Source organism: Thalassotalea sp. Y01, from assembly GCF_012932945.1.
GTDB lineage: Bacteria > Pseudomonadota > Gammaproteobacteria > Enterobacterales > Alteromonadaceae > Thalassotalea_A.
The window spans coordinates 213,173-237,250 of sequence record NZ_JABBXG010000001.1; the positions used below are offsets into that span (position 1 = coordinate 213,173).

At 39.6% G+C, this 24,078-nt stretch carries 21 protein-coding genes and 1 pseudogene; 12 read left to right on the forward strand and 10 right to left on the reverse strand.

The annotated features are described in order from the left end of the window. Nucleotides 1–19 precede the first annotated feature (19 nt). The 6 genes from HII16_RS00815 to HII16_RS00840 are packed head-to-tail and all read right to left on the reverse strand — an operon-like array spanning nucleotide 20 to nucleotide 4,907. A complete protein-coding gene (locus HII16_RS00815) occupies nucleotides 20–292 on the reverse strand; it encodes a hypothetical protein (protein ID WP_169126583.1) in 273 nt (90 codons plus the stop codon). Then, entirely contained in the window at nucleotides 292–1,764 is a 1,473-nt protein-coding gene (locus HII16_RS00820) for a type II and III secretion system protein family protein (RefSeq protein WP_169126584.1), read from the reverse strand. The genes HII16_RS00815 and HII16_RS00820 overlap by 1 nt, the downstream gene beginning before the upstream one ends. Nucleotides 1,765–1,782: 18 nt before the next feature. After that, complete coding sequence (cpaB, locus tag HII16_RS00825; RefSeq protein ID WP_169126585.1) at nucleotides 1,783–2,592, reverse strand: Flp pilus assembly protein CpaB; 810 nt, start codon at nucleotides 2,590–2,592, stop codon at nucleotides 1,783–1,785. A gap of 23 nt (nucleotides 2,593–2,615) precedes the next feature. Beyond that, nucleotides 2,616–4,136 (reverse strand): AAA family ATPase, encoded by a 1,521-nt coding sequence (locus HII16_RS00830; RefSeq protein WP_248289462.1) that lies wholly within the window; start codon nucleotides 4,134–4,136, stop codon nucleotides 2,616–2,618. Nucleotides 4,137–4,138: 2 nt separating this feature from the next. Next, nucleotides 4,139–4,705 (reverse strand): A24 family peptidase, encoded by a 567-nt coding sequence (locus HII16_RS00835; RefSeq protein ID WP_169126586.1) that lies wholly within the window; start codon nucleotides 4,703–4,705, stop codon nucleotides 4,139–4,141. A gap of 25 nt (nucleotides 4,706–4,730) precedes the next feature. Beyond that, nucleotides 4,731–4,907, reverse strand: a complete 177-nt coding sequence (locus HII16_RS00840) for a Flp family type IVb pilin (protein WP_248289463.1) — start codon at nucleotides 4,905–4,907, stop codon at nucleotides 4,731–4,733. Between the two features lie 326 nt (nucleotides 4,908–5,233). On the opposite strand from HII16_RS00840, the gene HII16_RS00845 reads away from it, so the two are divergent. The 6 genes and pseudogenes from HII16_RS00845 (at nucleotide 5,234) to HII16_RS00875 (ending at nucleotide 12,347) form a co-directional block, all read left to right on the forward strand. Further along, entirely contained in the window at nucleotides 5,234–5,512 is a 279-nt protein-coding gene (locus tag HII16_RS00845) for a hypothetical protein (RefSeq protein ID WP_169126588.1), read from the forward strand. 149 nt (nucleotides 5,513–5,661) lie between these two features. After that, complete coding sequence (locus HII16_RS00850) at nucleotides 5,662–7,479, forward strand: sulfatase-like hydrolase/transferase (RefSeq protein ID WP_169126589.1); 1,818 nt, start codon at nucleotides 5,662–5,664, stop codon at nucleotides 7,477–7,479. A 15-nt stretch (nucleotides 7,480–7,494) separates the two neighbouring features. Then, nucleotides 7,495–9,090 carry a hypothetical protein gene (locus tag HII16_RS00855; RefSeq protein ID WP_169126590.1) on the forward strand — a complete coding sequence of 532 codons (1,596 nt, stop codon included), beginning with the start codon at nucleotides 7,495–7,497 and terminating at the stop codon, nucleotides 9,088–9,090. Then, nucleotides 9,091–10,005 (forward strand): glycosyltransferase family 2 protein, encoded by a 915-nt coding sequence (locus HII16_RS00860; RefSeq protein WP_169126591.1) that lies wholly within the window; start codon nucleotides 9,091–9,093, stop codon nucleotides 10,003–10,005. It begins immediately after the preceding gene. A gap of 7 nt (nucleotides 10,006–10,012) precedes the next feature. Beyond that, a complete protein-coding gene (locus tag HII16_RS00865; RefSeq protein WP_169126593.1) occupies nucleotides 10,013–10,762 on the forward strand; it encodes a class I SAM-dependent methyltransferase in 750 nt (249 codons plus the stop codon). Between the two features lie 509 nt (nucleotides 10,763–11,271). Continuing rightward, nucleotides 11,272–12,347, forward strand: a pseudogene (locus HII16_RS00875) (IS3 family transposase). A gap of 91 nt (nucleotides 12,348–12,438) precedes the next feature. Here the strand turns inward: HII16_RS00875 and HII16_RS00880 are convergent. Further along, the gene (locus HII16_RS00880) at nucleotides 12,439–14,040 is read right to left on the reverse strand and encodes a L,D-transpeptidase family protein (RefSeq protein ID WP_169126597.1); all 1,602 of its coding nucleotides are present in this window, start codon (nucleotides 14,038–14,040) and stop codon (nucleotides 12,439–12,441) included. After that, the gene (locus tag HII16_RS00885) at nucleotides 14,027–14,779 is read right to left on the reverse strand and encodes an AraC family transcriptional regulator (RefSeq protein WP_169126599.1); all 753 of its coding nucleotides are present in this window, start codon (nucleotides 14,777–14,779) and stop codon (nucleotides 14,027–14,029) included. The genes HII16_RS00880 and HII16_RS00885 overlap by 14 nt, the downstream gene beginning before the upstream one ends. A 327-nt stretch (nucleotides 14,780–15,106) precedes the next feature. Between HII16_RS00885 and HII16_RS00890 the strand changes: the two genes are divergently transcribed. From HII16_RS00890 to HII16_RS00900, 3 genes are all read left to right on the forward strand, one after another. Further along, entirely contained in the window at nucleotides 15,107–15,847 is a 741-nt protein-coding gene (locus HII16_RS00890; RefSeq protein WP_169126601.1) for a DUF1461 domain-containing protein, read from the forward strand. Between the two features lie 144 nt (nucleotides 15,848–15,991). Next, entirely contained in the window at nucleotides 15,992–18,448 is a 2,457-nt protein-coding gene (locus tag HII16_RS00895; RefSeq protein WP_169126603.1) for a M1 family metallopeptidase, read from the forward strand. Nucleotides 18,449–18,454: 6 nt separating this feature from the next. Continuing rightward, nucleotides 18,455–18,991: a DUF6702 family protein gene (locus tag HII16_RS00900; protein WP_169126605.1), complete on the forward strand. Its 537-nt coding sequence runs from the start codon at nucleotides 18,455–18,457 to the stop codon at nucleotides 18,989–18,991. A gap of 94 nt (nucleotides 18,992–19,085) precedes the next feature. Here HII16_RS00900 and grpE read toward each other — a convergent pair whose 3' ends face one another. Then, a complete protein-coding gene (gene grpE / locus HII16_RS00905; RefSeq protein WP_169126607.1) occupies nucleotides 19,086–19,688 on the reverse strand; it encodes a nucleotide exchange factor GrpE in 603 nt (200 codons plus the stop codon). Between the two features lie 207 nt (nucleotides 19,689–19,895). On the opposite strand from grpE, the gene nadK reads away from it, so the two are divergent. The 3 genes from nadK to HII16_RS00920 all read left to right on the forward strand — a co-directional run bounded on the left by nadK (nucleotide 19,896) and on the right by HII16_RS00920 (nucleotide 23,056). After that, entirely contained in the window at nucleotides 19,896–20,777 is an 882-nt protein-coding gene (nadK, locus tag HII16_RS00910; RefSeq protein ID WP_169126609.1) for an NAD(+) kinase, read from the forward strand. A 130-nt stretch (nucleotides 20,778–20,907) separates the two neighbouring features. Next, complete coding sequence (gene recN, locus HII16_RS00915; RefSeq protein ID WP_169126611.1) at nucleotides 20,908–22,572, forward strand: DNA repair protein RecN; 1,665 nt, start codon at nucleotides 20,908–20,910, stop codon at nucleotides 22,570–22,572. Nucleotides 22,573–22,717: 145 nt separating this feature from the next. Continuing rightward, entirely contained in the window at nucleotides 22,718–23,056 is a 339-nt protein-coding gene (locus HII16_RS00920; protein WP_135437723.1) for an outer membrane protein assembly factor BamE, read from the forward strand. 88 nt (nucleotides 23,057–23,144) lie between these two features. On the opposite strand, the gene HII16_RS00925 is transcribed toward HII16_RS00920, so the two are convergent. Beyond that, nucleotides 23,145–24,071 (reverse strand): hypothetical protein, encoded by a 927-nt coding sequence (locus HII16_RS00925; RefSeq protein ID WP_169126612.1) that lies wholly within the window; start codon nucleotides 24,069–24,071, stop codon nucleotides 23,145–23,147. Between the last annotated feature and the right edge of the window lie 7 nt (nucleotides 24,072–24,078).

A 24,078-nucleotide genomic window follows, 5' to 3' on the forward strand; every position in this document is an offset into this window, starting at 1 on the left:
GCGATAGTTAAATTATCAATTAATTGCTTTTGCTATTACCTAATCCTTTGGCTGACGTGTTGGTGCGACCTTCTTTCGAGACATATGTCGCTTCTTTATAGCTTTCCATCGCTTTTTTGCCATAATTTCCGTCTAACTCATTAACGATTCCGTTGTTATTCTCCGGAGCCATTGGATCAAGGATTTGCATTTCATTAATCTTTGCGTAAGTACCTGAAATAGGATACTCAGGTATTGTGCTACAGCCCGAAAAAACGGCCGTGGTTGACAACAATATAAGGAACTTTTTCATTATTCTCCGCCCTCTGTTTGTAGTTCATGACCATAAGATGATTGGGTGCCACCATTGTCTGGCAGCATGTCATCACTACTATCGTCCATTTCATTTGGTGCAACATCTAAGCTTTCCGGCTCTTCTTTTTGCGTCATTTTGCCAAGCAAATAAAATTCTAAATCATTCGCCGGTACAAATCCTTCAGTAGGTAGTACAACACCTTTTTTATTGAATGGACGAACCAGTCGAGGCGTAACCATAATCACAAGCTCTGTTTGGGATTTTTGAAATTCCTGACTTTTGAATAATTGCCCCAAAATTGGTATATCACCTAAGCCAGGAATCTTATCTACCGTCTCACGCAAGGTGTCACTGATTAACCCCCCAATAGCGATGGTTTGACCGTCGCCTAACTCAACCGTTGTTGACGTTGAGCGCTTAACAATAGATGGAATAGTAAAGCGTGAATTGGTGCCTTCAGGTGCAAGTGAAACCGCTGCTGCGGTGCTCAGCTCACTGACCAATACATTCAAATTAAGATTTATTTTTCCGGAATCTAATACCGTTGGTACAAAACTTACGCCAACACCAAAATCTCGGTATTGAATGGTCGTGCCATTATTGTTGCCGCCTGGTACAGGAATAGGAAATTCTCCACCGGATAAAAACTCAGCTTTTTGGCCACTTAGCGCGGTAATATTAGGCTCAGCCAGTATTTTCGCTAAACCGTGTTGTTTAGCGACATCGAAAGCAAATTGAAACAACATATCGCCATCAAGGTAGCTCCCAAAAAAACCTTGAGTTAGCGCCGGACCAACATCTAATGCGTCCCAAAAATCGCCACCAGAAATAACACCGCCAGTGCCATCTGAACCATCGAATGCTAGCAACATTTTAGAATCAAGCTTTCTCGCGATTTCACTTTGCACTTCTGCAACGGTCACTTCCAACATCACCTGATGGCCACCACCGACACTAAGCATGTTGAGAACTTCACTTTTTCTGCCACCTATGCTTTTTGCAGACTCCGCATAGGCTCTAGCAAGTTCATACGCTTGATCCATTTTTGCTAATGATGATGATTGGCCGCTTAATACAAGCTGACCTTGTGAGCTTTCGACACCAATATCTTCTTTCGGCAAATAATCGTGGAATTTTTTTCTTAAACTGTTTAGATCATGGGTTACTTGCAAATTAATGACATCTATTAATTCATCATTTTCATCCCAGAGCATCACATTGGTGGTACCCAATGCTTTACCCAGCACGTATAATTCATCACTTCGTAAGATCAGGATATCGGCAATTTGTGGATTACCGATTGAGATCCGTTGAATATCACCTTTCACTTTTAAGCTATCAGACTTAAAAATAGGCACAGTGACCACGTCATCGTCTTTTTTAAATGGACCGCCTGCATATGCGTCGTCTACTGCGATACTGCTTAAGATCAGCATAATAAACGGTACTACGATTAGTTTTATATTCATTGTTATAGTCCTAATTGTTTAGTTGGTGGTTTGCACCGTTTCTCGCTTAACTCCCTTAATAACCTCTACTTTCCTGCGAGAATCTACTGAGGCTATTACTTTTGGCTTTTCTGTTTCAGGCTCTGGTTCAGCGTTAACTTCTGCTATCTGCGGTTGAGCCTCTTCAGGTATCACGTTTTTAGACTCGTCATTCGGGTTGCGCAACGCTAATTGCAGGCTACCCTGATTACGAGAGCTAAGCAGAACTTCAGCTTGCATCAAATCCACTTCAACGGTCACTGCACGCACAATTTTCGGTTTGTTTTCATCAGATGAAGCGCGTTGATCTATCGCCAAAATCTTAATGTTTTCTAAAATAACCGATGTTTGCACAGCACCTGTTCGAGTTGATGTCATTAATACATCGACCCGATTACCCGGTAGAATAAAACCAGCAACACCAACAACATCATTAACTCGAATGGTTATGGCACGCATATTCGGCGCAATCAAGCTTGCTAAAGCACTACCGGCCCCCTTCTTAGCAACACGTTCTTGACGTACCACTTCATTAGGAAATAACTGACTTTTAACAACTAAACCAATGACTTCATCGGTTTTGGCAAAAGCGTTTTCAGGAACCAAACTTTCTGATACCTGCATGACTTTGATATGTTTAGCTTCAATAATCGTTCCGACAGGAATTGGTGTAGTAACAACCACTGTCGCTTTCTTACCGGCTTCTATATTTCCGAGTTTGTTAGCATCCAGCCAATCTTGCGCAATAAATACCGCTGCAACACCAAAGGCCAGTGATAATAGAATAAATATCAGTACATTTTTGTTCATATTTTTGCTCCCATTTGTTTTCGTTATTCGCTAACGAAATAGCTTGTCCAGGCAAAGTTTAAAAGCTCGTTATTTACGTTGTTATTGAGCCCTCGATATTTGACCTGGTCACTGATGATGGAGAGTAAGTCTCTTGGGTAACATGGCAAATACGGTTTGCCGTGCGTTTTGTGTAGTTGGTTAACAAGATATTCAAATGACGACTCATCACTTATCAAGTCAAATTTGATGCATTCTTCATCCCATATCACTTTATAGTGAGTGAGGGATAACTCTTCGAATTCTATTTTGTAGCCTAACCGGCGTAAAAAAGCGTCATCCACCAAGTCGGTTGGCGATAAGTTAGTAGAGAACAACATAATCAATTCGAACGGGATCTCGAAATGCGCGCCAGACTGCAACGATAAAAAGTCTCTTCGCTCTTCTAAAGGCACAATCCAACGGTTAAATAATTGTTTTGCGGAAATTCGTTGGCGACCAAGATCATCTAATAGCAAAATACCGTTATTAGCTGTTAGCTGCAGAGGCGCTTTATAGGTTTTGTTTTGCTGATCAAATCTTACTTCAAGCATTTCAGCATCTAATTCACCACCTGTGACAACGAGTGGTCTTTGACATAATACCCATCTTGGGTCGAAACCTTGTTTTAGACTTAACACGCCATTCTTTGGCTCAGCTGGGCTCATGTCGACTTTTTTGTGAATCTCTGGATCGTAAACTCGTATAATCTCGCCGTTTACTTCTATCGCGTACGGAATAAGTACCTCATCACCAAAGACCATATTTAAATGACGACAAAAATAACTCTTACCTGTTCCTGGTGCGCCATAAATAAGCACCGGTTTAAAAGAGTTTAATGAGGGGCCTACTTTTTCTAATAAATCATCTGAAAATGTCAGTTGAGAAAAGACATTTAGCAACAATTCTTTAGTGATCAGTTGTTGTCGGCTCGATTGTTTGTAGGCTATCTCAGAGTATTGTTTCAGAGGCACCGGTGCAGGACCTTGATAGCCTGCTTTGGCGAGAGTTTTTTCTGCTACCATCTCACCTATGTGGCTTAACCCATAGCGCATCTGGTTGTTTTGAATTTGATGGTTCTCAACAAGCTTTTTATGTTTAGCGACTTCAACCAGTGTTTGTAATATGCCACCCGATAAGCAAGTGATATCAGCAAGTTGTCTAATAGTACACACGCCATTGTTATATAGAGCTTTTATCAATATCTCTAATAATACTTTTTCAGATAAGCCGGTATCGGTAACATCTTTAGGCCGAGGCGCGAGAGCTGCAAGTTTTTGCTCTTGGCTGTTTAAATCGCTATGGTTTGCTTGCTGTTCTGTACTGCTTTGAATTGTTATTGCATCATTTGTTTGTTCATTGATGCTCATCGCTTTATTAATAAGCGATACATCGGGTGATGATTGACTATTTGTCCCATCTCCCTGTTTTTTATGAGATTCAGCTTGAGCAGGTGCGAGTTTTGCCACAGGTTTTGATTCCTCGGCTTTGGTCTCTTTCTTCCTGCCAAAATTAAATAATCCCATACCTAAATCCCTACTTGATACCGAAGCGCTGAAACAACCATCATGACTTCAGCATTTTGACTGCAAGCAATAACCCAACCAACCGCTAAAGCGGGCGCGTAAGGTACTTTAAGCTTCATAAATCCATTATCATTACTTGCAATAAATTGTCGTAAATAAAGGCAACGTATGTAATGTCTAACAATTGCCGTTAATCGTTTAAAACCTAGCTTATATAAGGCGAAGGCAATGCTGGTAAAAAAACCAATAACCATGCCATAACCTAGGGTTAGTAAAAAAAATTCGATATTCATCATACTAGCCACGGCCATCATCATTTTTACGTCACCGGCACCTAATGCTCGAAGCGCGAAGAAGGGAAATAAAATGACAAATGCGAGTCCTACACAAAGAAGACCCTCAAATAATCCAGCACTGCCTTTATGTAACAGTTGCAAGACCAATCCGAGAATAAGAGCGACCAGGCACAATAAATTAGGAATGCGTCGAAAACGTAAATCCGTATAAAATGAAATAGCAAAGACAACAAATATCGTTATCATCATGGCTAACTTTACGTAATCGAGCATCCCTCTAGACCTTTAACTTCAGATCTTAACTAGTACAGTCGCCTGACGCACCACCAACCGCACTGGTTAGACAGTTAATCGTGCCACTTACGGCGGTACCTAGTTGTGAAAATGCTACGACTAGTGAGCCAGCTACAAGTGCACCTGCAATTGCGTACTCAACAGTTGTTAAACCACTTTCGTCCTCTATGAAGTTTTTCATTAACTCTTTAAACTTAATCATCTTTTCATCTCCTGAAATTAATTCAGCAAGGACGTCAACCTCTCAATCCTTGCGGTTTAAATGTAACTGTTTTATGCACAGTGACAATGACTAAGACTAGAGGCATTTTTAGCTTTCGCTTAACACAGGATTGCATTGTTTGACATCAAATTGCGAAGTTAGCACAAATCAACCTACCTTCGTTGCCAAAAACTTATCCTGATTACTAATCTAAATGACTAATAGCTCACGTCGAATTTTCTCAAGGCATTTTGAGAAATGCCGAACTCGAAACGTGGTATAGATGTAACAGAAGGAGACAACCGGTGAGACAAAAAAACATATGGTCAGGGATTCTATTGACATCTACATTGGCTATGCTCTGGGCACCCATCGTCTATTTTGGCCATCAAAATTATTCTTTTAAAGAGAGCATTTTTGCAGAAGACAAGGACCTTAACGTCGCCGCTCAAAAGTATATCAATTCAGGACAATGGCCTTCTGCCCGCAAAGAAAGCAAACTCATTTCCGATTTCGAAAAATTCAATATTTTAAAAGCGGATTCGAGTAAAGAGCCTGAACAAGACAATAAAATAAAAGAATAAAAATGATTACGATTAAAAGAACTTACTTCAGAACATTAGCCCTTATATTGCTATTTACGGTTTTTTGCTTGGCCTTTAGAAGTACACTGCAGCCTATTTCTGAATTTTCTATTCTCACCTTACTTTCCAATGAAAAAGTAAGAAAACTATTGAATCCGGCCTTAATTCAAGAAGTCGGTATTTTCACATTAGTGTTACTTGTGGTGCATCTAGTCTGGGCTTATATCATTACCGTTTCATGTAAGGTATTTTTTAAACGCATCGAAAATGATTCGTATAAAACCCTAGCGTGGTTAAATATATGTTCGCTTCACTTCCTTTGTGTTATTGCGTTTAATTCATACGTTAGCCCTACGTCTCTATTGGGAATTCTAAGAACATCCTGGTTATCCTCTAGCGCATTTAATATCTTTTTGATCTCTACTGTTAGCGCTTTATTTCTCTATAACCTGTATAAATATCACTCTAAAAGAGCCGTGTTAATATGGACAACAGCCGTTGTTTTAGCCTGTTCTCCGCCTTTATTTATTACTAATGAAAATCAACATATCGTTGAACAAAAACCGAATGTCATTATCATTGGTGTCGACGGCTTGCGACCCGATCATTTGACCTACAGAAACTTTCAACATGACTTGATGCCCAATCTTAACAACTTTCTCGATAACTCAGTCATTTACGATAAAACCTATACGGTATTCCCGCGTACCTATGTTTCTTGGTTGAGCCTATTAAAGAGTCAATACCCGATATCTCATGGCGGTCGGTTTAACCTAACTCCAGACCCATTAGTCAGTAAAGACATACCATTTCTTGATACCTTGAAAGATGAAGACTACAACACGATTTGGGCGCTCGATGAGAGACGATTTAATATAATAGATGAGAGTTATGGTTTTGATAATGTCGTTGGTCCTAAAATGGGTATTGCCGACACTTTAATAAATACCGCCTCTGATTTACCTCTTGTTAACGTCCTTATAAACACCAGACTTGGCTACTATTTTTTACCTTATATACACATGAATAGAGCGGTAGGCAGAACATTTTCACCAGAATCATTTAACGATGCTGCACTAGAGCAATTATCGCCAACTCAATCAAACTTTCTTGCTATCCATTTTTGTATGCTGCATTGGCCATATACTTCTAAAAACTTCATTAATGTCAAGGAAGAGTTATGGGATGGCAACCATGCCCATTTCATGTATAAGTCATTACTTCCGCAAGTTGATGCTCAATTTTCAGATTTAATGAAAAAATTGAAACACAGTGGCTATTTGGATAATGCCATTTTGTATGTGATGTCTGATCATGGCGATAGCTTCAATTTAAAAGAAGACCGAATGACAACGGCACTAGCTCACGTACGTCCGACATCATATGGCCACGGCACTAATGTACTCGATCAGGCTCAATCAGAAATACTTCTAGCCTATGCGGAGTATAAAAATGGTCGAAACGTCACAAAACCACAAGTGTATAAAGGATTATTCTCTAATCTCGACATTGTGCCGACCATTGGCTCACAACTCGATTTACAGATTGAAGGCACACAAGGTGTTGTCCTGCCTTCGAATAACCCTTCTTCATATGATAGTAATTTTGTCTTTGTCGAATCATCATTACCAATGAAAACACTTAATACCAGTGAAATTGACGCTAAAAGCGTGATAAGCAAATCGATTGACCATTACACTGTAAACGATGAAGGTAACCTGGTTCTTAGGAATGAGTCATATACAGACTTTCTAACCAAAATTCACCGATCTATTTATCATCAGAAATGGCAATTGGCGCACTTACCAGAGTTCGATGAGTTTGTCGTCGTTGATTTAGAGCAAAAGCATGTGTCTTCAATAGATGACCACGCAGATAATGAGGTCATCCTTGGCATGAAAGAAAAATTCTGCGAACACTACGAAGAAGACATTGAAGTTTACTTTCCAGCTCATTGCAATAAATAATCAATGAAAATGACTATGAATGAAATACTAAATACCTCGCAAAATAGGATTAACTTATTCTCAAATTTTAGTGTTTTTTGCTTCATAACTTTTTATATATTTTATGGTTACCGATTTCCTTTAAATCACGACATTGGATGGTTATACACAGCCACCGAATTTTGGTTAGAAGAGAAGTCGCTTTACAGCGATATAGTTGAAGTTAACCCGCCTTTTATTTTCTATCTTTTTGCGCCTGTAGTTCTCTTTAAGCAAACGTTTGACATACCAAGCATAATTGCTTTGAAAACATACACATTTGTTATCACACTTCCTGCTATTGTGTTATCTTTTAATCTTATCGATAACCCCAAACTTCCGAAAAATACAAGATTTTATTTGCTGATTGGGTTAATAATGAGTTGTTTTAGTGTAGCGGGGTATGATTTCGGACAAAGAGATCACCTTGCTATCATCTTTCTACTACCTTATTTTATATCTTCTTTTAATCATTCTGTCGGAAATCCCCCCCCTTCACGCACTCAACAAGGATTAATCATAGTATTTGCCACAGTGGCAATATGCCTAAAACCATATTTTATAGCGTTCTTCCTTGGTGCTGAAATATGGCGCTTTTTGAAGAATCCAAGTATTAAAAATTTATTTTGGCCAATACCTTGTTTCATATCCATTTTTACAGGGATATTTTATGTGTATTTAATATTAATCGAAACAAGCTATCTAACTAACATGGTGCCTCTTGCTATCGCAACATACTGGACTTATGGAACCCCTTTAGATCGCTTCGATATAGAAACAAGCCTTTTAATAACGGGAATAATTTTTACTCTGACGTTTAAGCTGGAGAATAAAGAGGATAGAAAATTAATTCGTTTTTTTATTTTTCTTAGCCTTATAGGTCTAATAGTTTTTTTAATACAATCTCATTACTCATATCAATTAATTCCTCATAAAGTTATTTTAACAATGAGTTTTTGTTTATTGACCATTATCTATTTAAATCAGATAACGTCTGTGTTGAATTCTAAAACATTAGTTCTGTTTGCATCGCTGATTTTAATCTTTCTATCTAGCTATCAAATTGTTATCAAGAAAGACATGGCTATGCAGTTATTAGATGGTAAACCTCCATCATTTCAAGCTATAGGTTTGCATGAATATCAAACAACGGTTGAATACATTGATGAACATTTTGCAGATCAAGAAGTTTATGTTTTTTCGAGTAATGTATGGCCTGCGACATTTATAAGTCATTATACCAAAGCAATCTGGACATCTGGGTTTCCGGCACTTTGGCCTCTACCTGCAATAGATATGCTTCAGAGAACTCCGGAAAAATTAACCAATGAAAAGAAGGCAAAAATAGAAGCTATTAGTGAGCAGGTGATGGTTAAAATTTTTGAAGAAATTAATGACAACCAACCCAAAGCAATATTCATAGAATCATCCAAATCGCCATCTTATTTTACAAATGAATTCGATTACAAAGACTTCATACAGCGCAATCCCAAGCTACGCGAAATTTTTCAACATTATGAAAAAACGAATAAACAGGTATCTTTCATGTATGGAAAAACTTATGACATATATTTGCCTAAAGGAAATCAATAAATGATATCAATAATATGTCCGGTTTATAACGAACAACATAGCATTAGACAGTTTATCATATGTATTAAAGACCTTATGTTATTGAATAAAGTAGACTATGAATTGTTGTTTATCGACGATGGTTCTGAAGATAAAACATTAGACATTATTGAAGCAGAGAAAGCGCACACACCTAACATTCGTGCAGTATCTTTTTCACGAAACTTTGGCAAAGAGGCTGCATTAACTGCGGGGTTAAAGTTTGCGAAAGGAGAAGCCGTCATCCCAATAGATGTAGACATGCAAGATCCTCCAGAGCTGATAATAGACTTAATAAATGAATGGAAAAGAGGAGCTCAAATAGTATTAGCAAAACGAGTAGATCGAAGCAGTGACACGCTACTAAAGAGGTGTACGGCTAAAGCTTTTTACTATATGCATAATAAACTTTCCGCTCATAAGATTCCTGAGAATGTAGGTGATTTTCGTCTAATGGGACGAGTAGTTGTAGACCATATTAATTCCCTACCAGAAACCCAGCGATTCATGAAAGGATTATTTTCCTGGGTAGGCTTTAAATCCTCAACAATTCATTACACTCGCCCCTGTCGAGAAAACGGAGAAAGTAAATTTACATTTTGGAAACTGTGGAATTTAGCTCTAGAGGGAATAACCAGTTTTTCTACTTTACCGTTAAAAATATGGACATATATTGGCGTTTGTATCGCATTATTATCATTTTGTTATGGAGTATTCATTATCACTTTGGCCTTATTGTCAGGAATAGATGTTCCTGGTTATTCATCATTGATAGTGATTATTTTATTTTTAGGTGGTGTTCAATTAATAGGTATTGGGATTTTAGGTGAGTATATTGGTCGAATATATATGGAAGCTAAAAAAAGACCGCTTTTCATTATAGAAAGGGAGTTGTGATTTAACTATGGAACTATCTTGCTATGGAGAAATGTTTAAACAACAACAAAGCCATTGGTGGTTTAAAGGGAGACGTTTAGTTATTCAGAGTTTATTAAACAAAAGCTCTTCGAAGTTCCCTTCTCAAATTATTGAAGTTGGCTGTGGTGTCGGCGGTAATTTAGAACTTTTAAAAGAATATGGCACTGTTACTGCGGTCGAAATGAATGAAGAGGCGGTTAAACTTGCAAGAACGATAACAGATATAAAAATAATACAAGGATCTTTGCCCTACGAATATCCGTTTTCAAATGATACATTTGATGTAATCTGCCTTTTTGATGTTTTAGAACATATCGAAGAAGACGCTGAGGCATTAAAAGTTTTATATGGCAGCTTAAAGAATAATGGAAAGCTAATTATTACTGTGCCAGCTATTCCGCAATTGTTTGGTCCACACGATATTAAACTACATCATTTTCGTCGTTATAAAATAGATGATTTAGTTAAAAAAGTTGAAGGCTCTGGATTTAAAGTTGTTCACAAACAGTATTTCAACTTTTTATTGTTACCTTTAGCTGTTCTGACTCGTTTATTCGACAAAGTTCTCAGGAGAGTCACCCCTACAGGCTCTTCTCTCCCCAATAAATTAGTGAATAGTTTTTTATTTCATATATTTCGATTTGAAACTTGGCTATTAAAATTTATAGCTCCTCCTTTGGGTTTATCCATAAGTTTAATAGCTGAAAAATGTGCAACAACGAAAGATAGTAGTTAAAGAGATGATAACGATTAAGAAGGAGTTTATTAAATTTTGTTGTGTAGGGGTAGCTAATACACTCACACATGTATTCATCGCCTATATTTGCGTAAAGTTACTCTTATTAGACATATTCGTCGCAAACACTTTCGCATTTTTACTTTCCTTTTTAATAGCTTATTCACTAAACACAACATGGAGCTTCTCTAAAAAACCTTCTTTAGTCACCTTAAAAAAATACGCTATGTATGCTTTGTTAAACTGCTTGATAATTTATGTTATTACTGCAGCCTGCCAAAAATTCCTTATCCCAGATGAAATTAGTATAATTTTAATAGCTGCGACGATGCCTTGGATTAGCTATATCGTTTTAAAATATTGGGTCTACGAAAATGCATAGCTTAAGACGTCAATTGCTGCAATCTCCTCTGCTACATTTGGTGGTTTTATGTAGTTGGTAATCCCCCCGAAAAATAATTGACGTTAAAAGTGGAATTTTCTCGTAAAATACGCGAAGGAGATTCTGAATGAAAAAATCAAGATTTACCGATAGCCAAATTATGGCTATTTTAAAACAAGCCGATGAAGCCATACCTGTTCCTGATATTTGTCGTGAGCACAATATTAGCAATTCAACATTCTATAAATGGCGATCCAAATACGGTGGTATGGATACCTCTTTAATGGCTCGAATGTAAGAGCTTGAAGAAGAAAATCGTCGCTTAAAAAAAATGTACGTTGAGGAAAAATTAAAAGCTGAAATTGTTCAGGAAGCTTTGCAAAAAAAGTGGTAAAGCCATCTAAACGCAAAGAGATGGCGCAACACTTTGCTGCCTCCAAAGGCGTCACCATAAAGCTTGCTTGTCAGGCGTTTCAAATCAGCGAAACGTGTTATCGGTACGAAGCTAAGTTATCTGATTAAAATTAGGAAATAGCTCAAATGCTCATTGATTTAACCAATGATGAAAATGATTGGGGTTGCGGTCTTTGTTTTGACTATATGCGCAATGTGAAAGGTAAAAAGTGGAATCACAAGCGTGTATACCGCATCTACACTGAGCTTTCACTGAATCTCAGAATAAAGCCAAGACGACGATTAAATCGTCACAAGCCAGCCCCCCTCAAAGAGCCGATTAAGCCCAACCAGGTTTGGTCAATGGACTTTATGCATGACCAATTGAGTAATGGTCGCTCAATTCGCTTGTTCAATGTTATTGACGATTATAAGCGTGAAGGTTTGGTGATTGAACCTGGATATTCATTGCCAACAGCGAGAGTGCTGAGAAGCTTAAATCGACTTATTGAATGGCGAGGCAAGCCAATTGCCATTCGATGCGACAATGACCCAGAGTTTATCTCTCATGAGTTTGTAAGGTGGGCTAATAAAAATGATATTCGGATTGAATATCTTCAGCCAGGTAATCCTCAGCAAAACAGTTATGTTGAGCGATTTACTAAAACCGTTCGTTATGGTTGGCTGAGTAAAAAACTATTTGATAGCTTGGAAGAAATATCTGACTATGCTAGAAAATGGCTGTGGCGTTACAACTATGAACGGCCACACAAAGCTAATAATGGTTTTCCGCCATTAAAGGTTGCTTAACTATTCCATTTTTGAGGTCTGTTAAAAAAGGGATGATCACCTCTAAAGCCCTATTCTAAGCTGTGAGAATTAAATTAGCCTCTTATTCGTGTTAAGAGCCTTCTGGACTATTCAATCGGCTTTTCAATAGCGAAGGTACGCTATCATTAGCAAACACTAGCCTTGGAATATTGATCACATGATGCTCGTCTTTATTGTATATATCTGGCAGTAACTGCAGCTCACCTTGCTCATTAATCCACGCCGTTTGATAGGTAATAAGTACCGGAATGGGCTGTTCAAGTCTAAAGTGTGCTGTTTTGCCAGAATGTAACGCCATTTGCGTTCGTTTGGACGATATGTTTTCATCATATTGGCTTAATGTGTTCGCTAAAAACGCCGCATTTTCTAAGCGTATGCAACCATGACTTAGTGCTCTATGTTTTAAATTAAACGCCGATTTTGCCGGGGTATCATGTAAATACACCGAGTGTTCATTAGGAATATTAAAACGGTAATACCCTAGCGCATTGTTGTCACCTGGTGATTGAACCAAGCGATATTCCTTTAGCATTGAAGGAATATCGATATTTGGTTTATCAATTTGCTTTGCTTGAGGTGAACTCCCTGTTCCTTTTAATAATTGAAAGTTCTGTCGTTTCAAAGACAAATAATCTTTCTTATATTCAGGCAATAAGTCGTTGCGGATGATATTCCAAGTTGGTGTCCATGTTGGATTAACCGTTAAACGATTGATTTCAGTGACCATTGTTGGGGTTGGATTATCACTTTTACCCACGATCACCTTCATTTCAAAAGCATTAGAGCCAGAGTCCTTCATAAATAACTTATAGCCGGGAATGTTAACTAATATATAGCGATTCGGCTCTGATTTAGGGTAAGCGAACCAGCGCCATAAATTCATTTGTAACTGTTTAATGCGTTGCTCTGGGGTAATAGATAGCTGCTCAAATGTCTTCGGGCCTAATCGACCATCAGCCACTAACGAATGGCGTTGTTGGAATCGTTTTAGCGCAGCAATAACGACCGAATCAAACACATCTTGGCGCTGTCTGGTTTGTGCTTTTTTAGACAAATCGCCTAAATAAACTAAAGCCTGTCGTATTGCTTTAACTTTAGGGTGGCTCTGCCCCAATTTTGGGTAAAAGCTTGCATCAACTGCGGGCCATTTTTTTCGTTGTAAATGTCTAAATTTGCTAATGTAGTTTCGTAGTAAGCTCACTTGATCGTAATTAGGGATTATCGACCACAATAGCTCCCCTTCACGCTTTTGTTGCAACGCTTGCAATAACAGATCCTCAGAATCTACTTCTGTACCATACAAATGCGCCGATAAATCGATTAGCTTTAACATCCCCAAGGTTAAATTCGCATCGGCATTCAAGATGTTTTTAGACGCAACATCAGTGGTAACACTCGCATTCAACCAACCTAAATCTAGCAACAATTTTTGCAACTCAATGCCCGTTAACGTTGCCTGCCCATCTTTAAACCAAGCGTAATCATGCTGTAAGGTATTTAAAAATTGTTGGTGCTGAATTTCCGGCAGCCAATTAACATCGCTAGAACGATTGTATGCGGCACCGCTGTTTGAAATGATTATATCAATGGATTGTGCGTTTGACGTAAAAATGGCGCACAAAGACAACAGTGCGCCAAGACTAATACGTCTGATATTTTTAAAATGAGGCATGCTTCTTAACTGGCTTTCTCTCTGGTATAGCATAACTGTCCGCTGGCAATAATTCTGCGCGAAGGCGCTGATATCTTATATAAGTATTGCTCAACGTTACCGATCTGTCTCCCTGGGCGAAGGCATTTGGTGTCAGATTAAAATGTTCTTTAAAATTACGGCTAAAATGCGAAGGGTTAGCAAAGCCTAAACTGTACGCAATCGTTGTTATCGACTGTTTATTGTCGTTCAGCAATCGCTCTCCTTCTTCAAGGCGTCTGCACAATAAATAATGACTGTAAGTTAACCCGCAGTAATCTTTAAACATGTGGCACAAACGACTTGGACTCAAATGAATATCATCGGATAAATCTTGCAGCGACGGACCTTTGACAAAATCTCTTTCGACAATATCTAACAATGAAGACACTGGATCGTCTCGACTAAAGCGAATACTACTGATATCTTCTTTTTTGCTTTGCGTACAACATCGAATCGACGTTTTAGAATCTAAATTGTCAGCAAAATCTAGTTCATCATTGGGTGAAAACGGAAACATGTAGACATTAGTAACACCAATATTAATGGCCTGATGTAATAATGGTATGGATACCGAAGTAGTCGCGATATAAAGCAGAGACCGAGGAAAACTGGTTTTAATAAATTGGATATTGTGCAGGTGAATTGTGGTTGTGTAGTCCATCACATACACAATAGCCTGCGGCTCCAGCTCGTTTGCTAAAGCTTCTAATCGTTCCATAGAACTCACAACATTTATGTCACATATTTGTGACAGGACTTGGCTACACTTTGATGTTAAAACCAGATCAAACCCAATCAGCAACAGTCCGCTTGCATTATAATTATTCACTTCTTTCAGTCCCTTTCCATCCCTGCACTGGTAACATTCCCAGACGCCACCAACTCCGTGCCCTATTAAAAAAGCTAGGCCTGCTTCTCAAGTTTGTCAAATTTCCTGACACTTTTATAAAATAAATATGTAACTATTGTTGTCATTTACAATGAAAACCATGCTCATTGTTTGTTATTCTAGCTATATATACACAGATATTCATGTAAAACCACAATGACTAAACACTCAAGAAATTCACTTTACTATTCATCGCTTTGGTTATCTAAAAGCATCAGTCTAATCATTGTTTGCCTTGGATTTAGCTGGGTTATTAATAGCAAACTGAACTTTACCTACTCTGTATGGTATGACGTGCTTAATATTGACAAACATATCGCAACTTACGCGCCACAGAACAAATTTGGTAAACAAGGCTTTGCTAACACCGAAAAAGCGCAACATGTAGAGCTTTTTGCCAGAGTAGTTGAGTCGATAAATAACAGTGGCGAAGGACTTGATGCCATACAGTATCAAGTGAATGAACAAAGCAATGCACTGTATACCGACAGTGAAGTTGTGCATTTACAAGATGTTAGTAACCTTGTCGATAAATTAACCCTTATTTGCCTTGTTGCTTTATTATTTTTTGTGGTATTGCAATATCTTTGTATCGCCAAACCTTACCAAAAACCTAGCGCTAAGTTGCGCTTAATCACCAGTAGCAGTTTTCTTCTTGGCATCGTTTTATTATTTGCGATTATCGGCTTTCGAGACATTTTTTACTATCTGCATACGGTGGTATTCCCAGATGAACATCAATGGTTTTTTTATTATCAAGAGTCTTTGATGAGTACTGCCATGAAAGCCCCTGATTTATTTGCCGCCTTGGCTATAAATTTGGTCGGTGTTGCAGCAATCGTTTTCATGTTGATCAATCACGGTCTGAAAAAGTTTGAAGGTTTACGAGAACAGTAGGTATTCAAACGGTTAGTTAAACATTTCTGAGTTACAATTCATCGCAAAATGTTGCATTTTGTCGAATAGTGCTTGCCCTCGTAAATAGTATGGATATGATATCGCGCCTAGCGCTAATAAAATAACTACATTTCAGGGGCTCTAATGAAGTTCAAATATATCCTCGCTGCCATTTATGTATGTGCAGTATTCGCAAGTCATGCATCAAGCATGGCCGTAAAGCAAACCAAAGGTGATTTCGAAGATAAATTTAGGCAGATGGAAGAAATCTTACCAACGCCAAATGATTACCGAAATGCCGCAGGTGAGCCAGGTAAAGAATACTGGCAACAAAAAGTTGATTACGATATCAACGTCACTCTAAATGAAAAGTCTCGTCGCCTAAGTGCGACACAAACGGTCACCTATCACAATAACTCGCCATATCGCTTAAAATATATTTGGATGCAGTTAGAGCAAAACCGTTTTAAACGTGATTCTATCTCTGAGCTAAGTGCTGATTTTGGCGGTTTAGGTCGTCGTGGTCCAGCAACCGAAAAGCCTAGTCATGACAAACCAGGGAAGATCAGCTTTGCTGAGCTACGTAAACAACATGCGTATTCAGACAACACCTATGGTTTTGATACGTTTAAGGTCACTGATAGCCGCGGTAAGCCATTAAAAGTGACTATTGTTGGCGCACAAGCACGTATTGACCTACCAAAAGCATTAAACGCTGGTGATGACGTCAGTTTCAACATTGAATTTGCGTTTAACATTCTCGAAGAAAATGCGGTATCAGCACGCGCTGGTTACGAGCATTTTCCAGATGATGCTAACAAGGGCGGCAATGATATCTTCCTTCTTGCACAATGGTTCCCTCGTGTTGCTGCGTTCTCAGATTACGAAGCGTGGCATAACAAAGAATTCTTAGGTCGTGGCGAGTTCACCTTAGAATTTGGTGACTACAATGTAAAAATGACCGTACCTGCGGATCACATTGTTGCCTCTACCGGTGAACTTGAAAACGCCTCACGCGTGCTTACTAAGCAACAACAAAACCGTTTAAAGCAAGCTGAAAATGCTAAGCGTCCAGTATTTGTCGTTACCGCTGAAGAAGCACTGGAAAACGAAAAAGCTGGCACAGATAAAACCAAGACGTGGCATTTTAGTGCCGAAAATGTGCGTGACTTTGCTTGGGCATCATCGCGTAAGTTTATGTGGGATGCCAAAGGTTATCATCAAGGTGGTGACGATCAAGAACTGGTTATGGCGATGTCTTACTTTCCAAAAGAAGGTGGCGATTTATGGAAAAAGTATTCGACTGAATCTGTAATCCACACTATGGACGTATACTCACGCTACACCTTTGATTACCCTTATCCAACGGCAATCAGTGTCAATGGTCCAGTTGGTGGCATGGAATACCCAATGATCACCTTCAATGGCCCTCGCACAAAATGGCATGAAGATGGCAGCCGCACCTATACTCTTGCCGAAAAACGTTTTTTGATCGGTGTTGTTATCCACGAAATCGGTCACAACTACTTCCCAATGATCGTCAACTCAGATGAACGTCAGTGGACCTGGATGGATGAAGGCTTAAACAGCTTCCTTGATGGTGTGGCAGGTCGTGAATGGGATCCTACAATTCCATGGGGCGTTGAACCGCGCGATATCGTGTCTTACATGAAATCAGATGTGCAAGTACCGGTGATGACTCAGTCGGATAGTGTTCTGAAACTTGGTCCTAATGCTTATACCAAGCCAGCGGTTGCCTTGAACATTTTGCGTGAAGTTATTCTTGGTCGTGAATTATTTGATTTTGCCTTTAAAGAATACTCAGTGCGTTGGAAGAATAAGCGCCCTACACCATCCGATTTTTTCCGTACTATGGAAGAAGCATCTGGTGTTGACCTAGACTGGTTCTGGTACGGTTGGTTTTACACCACAGATCACGTAGACATTGCAGTTGATGACGTATATAAGTTACGCCTTGATACTAAAAACCCTGACATCGATCTTGACCGTCGTCGTCAAGAAGAATTAGACAAGCCAACCTCATTGCACGTTGATCGTAACAACGAAGCCGGTGTTAAAACCTGGTTAGAATTAAACTCGGACATTCGTGACTTCCATGACGAAAACGATCGTTGGACGGTAACCAACAAAGACCGCAATGAATACAAGAAAATGCTTAACAATCTTGAGCCTTGGGAACGTCAAGCATTTGAACGTGCCGTAAAAGAAGATAAAAACTACTACGTTATTAACTTCTCAAACAAAGGTGGTTTGGTTATGCCTATTTTATTAGAGCTAACCTACGCCGACGGTTCAACTCAAGCAATGCATATCCCAGCTGAGATTTGGCGCCGTTCGCCAAAAACGGTAAGTAAACTTATTGTCACCGAAAAAGACAAGGTTCTGGTTTCTGTTGCGGTTGACCCGCACTGGGAAACGGCTGATGTAAACATCGAAAACAACCACTTCCCAAGACGCATTATTGAGTCGCGCATTGAAGCGTTTAAGCAAGAAAAGTCGAAGAAAATGGAATATCGCGATATCATGCACGACAGTAAAGCAGAACTTAAAGAGCCTAAAGCCAAGGTTTATAAAAAGTAAACTGACATGAAACTATCGTTTATCACACAAAAACTGATTCCGATACTGACTATGTTTGTAATGATGATGAGCACTGTTGTTAGTGCTCATCAACAAAAAGAAGCATACAGCAGTATTTTATTTAATGAGCGCACCAACAACATAGAAGTATCGCATCGTTTTTATCTGCATGATGCTGAGCATGCGATTGCTGATATTTTGGGTAGCAACTCAGACCTACTATCGGATCTAGCCAGCCAGCAAAATTTTGCTACCTATATTCAAAAACAATTTCGTTTATTGGATCAAAGCAAAAACCCATTAGCCTTAGGCAGTGTTGGCTTTGAAGTGGAAGGTAAGTACTTTTGGGTATACCAAGAGATTGCCCAACCTGAAAACTTGTCGGCGATATACATTAAAATGCGAGCATTGCAGGACGTGTGGCCAGGTCAAATTAATCAGATCAACGTTGAATACAGTGACCAGCCGACAAACGGCAATAAAGTGCGCTCTGTTCGCGTATCGGAAGATGACGATTGGCAGCGTATTGAGATTGAACGATAAGAGCTAAGGGCGAATTAACTGGCACAAATAGTATAGAAACAAAAAGGCTCACTGAGCAACAGTGAGCCTTTTCTTACACAGATTCTTGTATTAGTTATTTAGAAACCATAACCATAGCTGGACGAATCAGGCGGCCGTTAAGCTCGTAACCTTTTTGCATTACGGCAATAACGGTGTTTGCTTCAACACCTTCTACCGGTTGCATAGACATTGCTTGATGCAATTCTGGATTAAATGGCTGGTCTTGTGGGTCAACGGCTTTAACACCGAACTTATCCAAACCGGAAATCAAACCTTGCAACGTCAAGTTAACACCATCATAGGTGGTCTTTTGCTGTTCATCTTCAGCATTAATGGTGGCTAGGCCACGCTCTAAATTATCAACAACCGTTAGCATTTCACCCGCAAATTTTTCAAGCGCAAACTTTTTCGCTTTTTCAACTTCCTGCGCACTGCGACGACGAATATTGTCAACTTCGGCTTTGGCGCGAATAACGGAATCTTTTTGCTCATCAACTTTTGCTAATGCAGCGGCAAGCTTTTGCTCTAGTTCAGCAATTTTTTCTTGCTCTGCAGACAATACTTCTACTTCTTGTTCTGCTTGTTGCTTTTCAACAACAACCTCATCTGTATTCTCTACCGTTTCTTGCTCTATGGTATCTGGTTGCTGTTCTGTTTTATTTGACTCGTTCGTCATCGATAACTCCACAATATCTTTTCCCAAGCTCAGCTAGACGCAACACAGCGACTGACTCAGGAGGTACTGATTTTAACTAAAACATTTATGGGGGCATTATATACGCTTTCAAGCATTAATTTTAACTAAAATTCCTAACTCAGCTTTACTTTAGCTAATTTCTTAGTAAAACTGCGTTTATATAGGAAAAAACTGCAACACCTCTAGATGAGCAAGTTATATAACACCATAGGATTAATAGGAAAACCCGATCACGATGGCGCTTTGGCTACCATTGCGGCTTTGCATCATTATTTGGAAAACAATGGTTACCACGTAATGATTGAAACTAAGGTCAGCGAAAAACTCAATAAAAACTCAGATATCACCTTTGATATCGTTGAAATTGGTGAACAAGCGGATCTGGCCATTGTTGTTGGTGGTGATGGCTACATGCTTGGTGCTGCACGCGTGTTGGCCAGTCATAATGTCGCCGTATTAGGAGTTAACCGTGGCAATTTAGGGTTTCTTACCGATCTCTCTCCAGATAACCTGATTGAGCCATTAGAAGCAATTTTAGAAGGTAAATCTAATACCGAACATCGATGTTTACTTTACGCAGAAGTATACCGCCACGGTCAACTAAAGAGTTCTAACGCCGCCATGAATGAAGCGGTTCTGCATCCGGGTAAAGTCGCGAGCATGATGGAGTTTGCGGTTTATTTAGGTGATACCTTTATGTTCTCACAGCGCAGTGATGGCATCATCATTTCAACGCCGACTGGCTCAACAGCATATTCAATGTCTGCCGGCGGCCCGATTATGACCCCCACTTTAAACGCGCTTAGTTTGGTGCCAATGTTTCCGCATACTTTATCATCAAGGCCTATTGTGGTTGATGGCGACAGTGAAATTAAAATTGTTGTTGCCGAGAATAATCACGAAGAGTTGCAAGTAAGTTGTGATGGTCATGTGATTCTTGCAGTAATGCCTGGCGATGAAATTCGTATTAAAAAAAGCAAATTTACATTACGCCTTGTGCACCCACTAGACCATGATTACTTCAGTGTTTTGCGCACCAAACTTGGTTGGGGCAATAAGGTCTATTAAACAACCCATTCGATTGTCGAAAATTCAAACTTGCATTCATTGATAAACACTGTTAATTTTACTGTATAAATTAACAGTGTTTATTTTATCCCGTGGTTTAGCCACAGAACTATAACAATGAGTGCCAAACATGCTTACCAATCTTGCCATTAAAAACTTTGCCATTGTCAGCTTTGTTGAGATCGACTGGCAACAAGGAATGACCACCATCACCGGCGAAACCGGTGCCGGTAAATCCATCGCCATCGATGCGTTAGGTTTATGCTTGGGGGATAGAGCAACCACCAACACCGTTCGCCCTGGCACCGATAAAGCTGAAATTACTGCCAGCTTCGATATCAGCCAATTAGTTAAAGTGCAAACATGGTTGCAAAATCACGATTTACAACAAGATGATGAATGCATTATCCGCCGGGTGATCTCTAAAGAAGGTCGTTCAAAAGGCTATATTAATTCCAACCCGGTGCCTTTGGCACAGTTAAAAGAGCTTGGCCAAAAGTTGATTAATATACATGGTCAACATGATCATCAATTGTTGTTAAAGCCAACAGAGCAGCGTCGTTTGGTGGATGATTTCGCTAATAATCAAAAGCACATTGAAAAAGTACAAACCCTGTATCACCAACACCGTCGATTAGAACAAGAAAAACAGCAATTACTCGCTAATGTTGAACAGCGTCAAGCTAAGCAACAATTGCTACAATATCAGGTACAAGAGCTCGATGAGTTTTCTTTACAAGCGAATGAATTTGAACAGCTAGAAAATGACTTTAAGCGCAATGCCAACGTGCAACAACTGATGCAAGTTAGCGATTTATGTTTACATCAACTTTCTGATAGTGATGAATACTCTGCGCTGTCGTTGATTCAAAAATGCAGTGAGCAGTTAAACCAGTTAGTCGACCTAGATGCTAATGCGACTGCCATTGCAGAGATGGTCAATGAAGCGAGAATTTCATTGGAAGAAGCGAGCAATGATCTTAGCGTGTATCAACAAAATATTGATATTGATCCACAAACCTATGCCTTGATTGAAGAGCGCTACGCCACTGCAATGCAATTAGCACGAAAACATCAAGTACGACCTGAAAATCTATTTGCGCATCATTGCTTGCTTAGGCAAGAACTCGATGGCATCGCTGTCGATGATCATCGACTTGAATTTATCGACAGCGAGTTAGACCAATGTATAGAGCAATACCAACAAGCCGCCGTTAAACTGCGCGACAAGCGCGTGCAAGCCGCGAAGCAATTGGCAAGCAAAATTACCGCTTCGATGCAGCAGTTAAATATGGAAAAAGCGCAATTTAGCGTGCAAGTAACCAGTGAGAAACCTGATCAAGTTCTGCAATTTGGCTTAGATCATATTGAATTTGTTGCCAGCATGAACCCTGGCCAACCTCTTGAGGCGATCCATAAAGTCGCCTCTGGTGGCGAGTTATCTCGCATTAGTCTAGCAATCCAAGTCATACTATCCGCTAAGATCATCACGCCTACATTGATTTTTGATGAGGTCGACGTGGGTATCAGCGGCCCAACAGCGGCTATGGTCGGTAAGCAACTGCAAACACTGGGTCAATCAACACAAGTTATCTGCGTAACGCATTTACCGCAGGTTGCAAGTCGCGGTCATCAGCAATTGTTCGTTGCCAAACTCAGCGATGGTAATCAAACCCAAACTCGAGTCAATCAACTTGATCAACATAAGCGTGAGCAAGAAATCGCTCGCCTTCTCGCTGGTGATGAAATTACCGAATCCAGTATGGCAAATGCTCGTGAACTTTTAGCCAGTTAAACTATCTGATAACAACGGCAACATATACCTTGGCCTTTGCCCTTGCTTTTGCTCGGCTTAAAAGGCCAAATTGTTGCATAAAAAGCTTTCATATAAGCGCCCCCTTGGTTATCATTCAGGCACTGACTTTTAGGATAATAATGACATGTTACGAGCTTTGATTATCGGTGCGGCCATTTGTTTAACATCGGCTTGCGTTTACCGAATAGATGTACCACAAGGCAATTACATCGAACAAAAACAAATAGACAAACTGCAAGTAGGTATGACCAAAGAACAAGTTAAGTTCGTTCTTGGCAACCCTGTAATCCGTGATACCTTTAATGACGATACTTGGTACTATGTGTACGAGTTTTTATCAGGTAAAGGTGAAGAGTACGATAAGCGCAGAAGATTGGAATTAAACTTTGACGGCGATAAGTTAGTCGATGCCAAAGGTGATTTCGAAATAAAAGAAAGCTTTTACGTACCAATCGAAGAGTAATCACGACTCTTATCAATAGCAAACAAAACCCCGGCATTGCCGGGGTTTTGTTTTTCTGTGAACACCACTGCTTTATCACGACGGCATATTAAAACTGATAACCATTGGCTTTACTAAGCAGCGCGGGGGCATCGTATTTTTCCAGCACACAGTTCTTCACATCCGCTTTATTAAACACCAATACCTTGTCTTTATAGCCTTGATTGGTTTTATCACCACCACCTTTAATAATCACGCTAACAAACTGCTGTGCTGGCACCTCACGTAAGCCGCCGCCATAGTTGCACAAGACATTACTCACTTGTTGTTCGATATATTGCATAAAGGCCTTTTGCTCTGCAATGCGTTGTTGCTTTAATTGCGCGACTTTTTGTTGGTACTTTTTCGATTCTGCAGCCAACTTTTGTTTGGCCTTATTGATTTCCTTTTTGCGTGCTTCAAGCTGTTTCAAATCTTGCTCTATCGATTTCTGTTCATCTTTATCTAAATGCGAGCGTTGATAACTTAAATCTCGCTCTTCTCGGGCGATATCTCGCAATTGATAAGCCAAATCACGTTCTTGCTCTCGCAATTGGCGCTGTTGCTCTACATCATAACGAATACTTTCCTGTGCTGTCTCAAGCGCGATAACAGCCTCTTCCATCGCTTCTTCAATGACGACTTCAAACTCTTCGCCAAATAGCTCTTCACCGTCCATACCTTTAGGTGCTTTAGGGGGTAAAGGCGCAACCGGTGCAACGGGCACCACAGGTAATGTAAGCGGCATACCGTAGAATGACGAATGATTTAGATTAACCGTAAATAACACTCCTTGCCCTGCTAGGTAGTGGCCCTCAATTTTGGTGACTTTCGAGCGCGTTCCTTTGCCAGAATTTTCGTTTACTGAGCTTTTTAAAATATCGCTCATAATATTTAGCTGCTTATTTAGATTTTGATAATCCATCGCCATAACTTGTGGCGTCAACACCAGTGTTGCGGCAACCGCTGTTGAGATAATACGTTTCATCATTTTCATAATAGAC

What these genes read in the sequence shown, in the direction of transcription:
- HII16_RS00815 (WP_169126583.1), bottom strand. Translation starts at nt 292, where the DNA reads ATGAAAAAGTTCCTTATATTGTTGTCAACCACGGCCGTTTTTTCGGGC.
- HII16_RS00820 (WP_169126584.1), bottom strand. Translation starts at nt 1,764, where the DNA reads ATGAATATAAAACTAATCGTAGTACCGTTTATTATGCTGATCTTAAGC.
- cpaB (WP_169126585.1), bottom strand. Translation starts at nt 2,592, where the DNA reads ATGAACAAAAATGTACTGATATTTATTCTATTATCACTGGCCTTTGGT.
- HII16_RS00830 (WP_248289462.1), bottom strand. Translation starts at nt 4,136, where the DNA reads ATGGGATTATTTAATTTTGGCAGGAAGAAAGAGACCAAAGCCGAGGAA.
- HII16_RS00835 (WP_169126586.1), bottom strand. Translation starts at nt 4,705, where the DNA reads ATGCTCGATTACGTAAAGTTAGCCATGATGATAACGATATTTGTTGTC.
- HII16_RS00840 (WP_248289463.1), bottom strand. Translation starts at nt 4,907, where the DNA reads ATGAAAAACTTCATAGAGGACGAAAGTGGTTTAACAACTGTTGAGTAC.
- HII16_RS00855 (WP_169126590.1), top strand. Translation starts at nt 7,495, where the DNA reads ATGAATGAAATACTAAATACCTCGCAAAATAGGATTAACTTATTCTCA.
- HII16_RS00860 (WP_169126591.1), top strand. Translation starts at nt 9,091, where the DNA reads ATGATATCAATAATATGTCCGGTTTATAACGAACAACATAGCATTAGA.
- HII16_RS00865 (WP_169126593.1), top strand. Translation starts at nt 10,013, where the DNA reads ATGGAACTATCTTGCTATGGAGAAATGTTTAAACAACAACAAAGCCAT.
- HII16_RS00880 (WP_169126597.1), bottom strand. Translation starts at nt 14,040, where the DNA reads ATGCCTCATTTTAAAAATATCAGACGTATTAGTCTTGGCGCACTGTTG.
- HII16_RS00885 (WP_169126599.1), bottom strand. Translation starts at nt 14,779, where the DNA reads ATGGAACGATTAGAAGCTTTAGCAAACGAGCTGGAGCCGCAGGCTATT.
- HII16_RS00890 (WP_169126601.1), top strand. Translation starts at nt 15,107, where the DNA reads ATGACTAAACACTCAAGAAATTCACTTTACTATTCATCGCTTTGGTTA.
- HII16_RS00895 (WP_169126603.1), top strand. Translation starts at nt 15,992, where the DNA reads ATGAAGTTCAAATATATCCTCGCTGCCATTTATGTATGTGCAGTATTC.
- HII16_RS00900 (WP_169126605.1), top strand. Translation starts at nt 18,455, where the DNA reads ATGAAACTATCGTTTATCACACAAAAACTGATTCCGATACTGACTATG.
- grpE (WP_169126607.1), bottom strand. Translation starts at nt 19,688, where the DNA reads ATGACGAACGAGTCAAATAAAACAGAACAGCAACCAGATACCATAGAG.
- nadK (WP_169126609.1), top strand. Translation starts at nt 19,896, where the DNA reads ATGAGCAAGTTATATAACACCATAGGATTAATAGGAAAACCCGATCAC.
- recN (WP_169126611.1), top strand. Translation starts at nt 20,908, where the DNA reads ATGCTTACCAATCTTGCCATTAAAAACTTTGCCATTGTCAGCTTTGTT.
- HII16_RS00920 (WP_135437723.1), top strand. Translation starts at nt 22,718, where the DNA reads ATGTTACGAGCTTTGATTATCGGTGCGGCCATTTGTTTAACATCGGCT.
- HII16_RS00925 (WP_169126612.1), bottom strand. Translation starts at nt 24,071, where the DNA reads ATGAAAATGATGAAACGTATTATCTCAACAGCGGTTGCCGCAACACTG.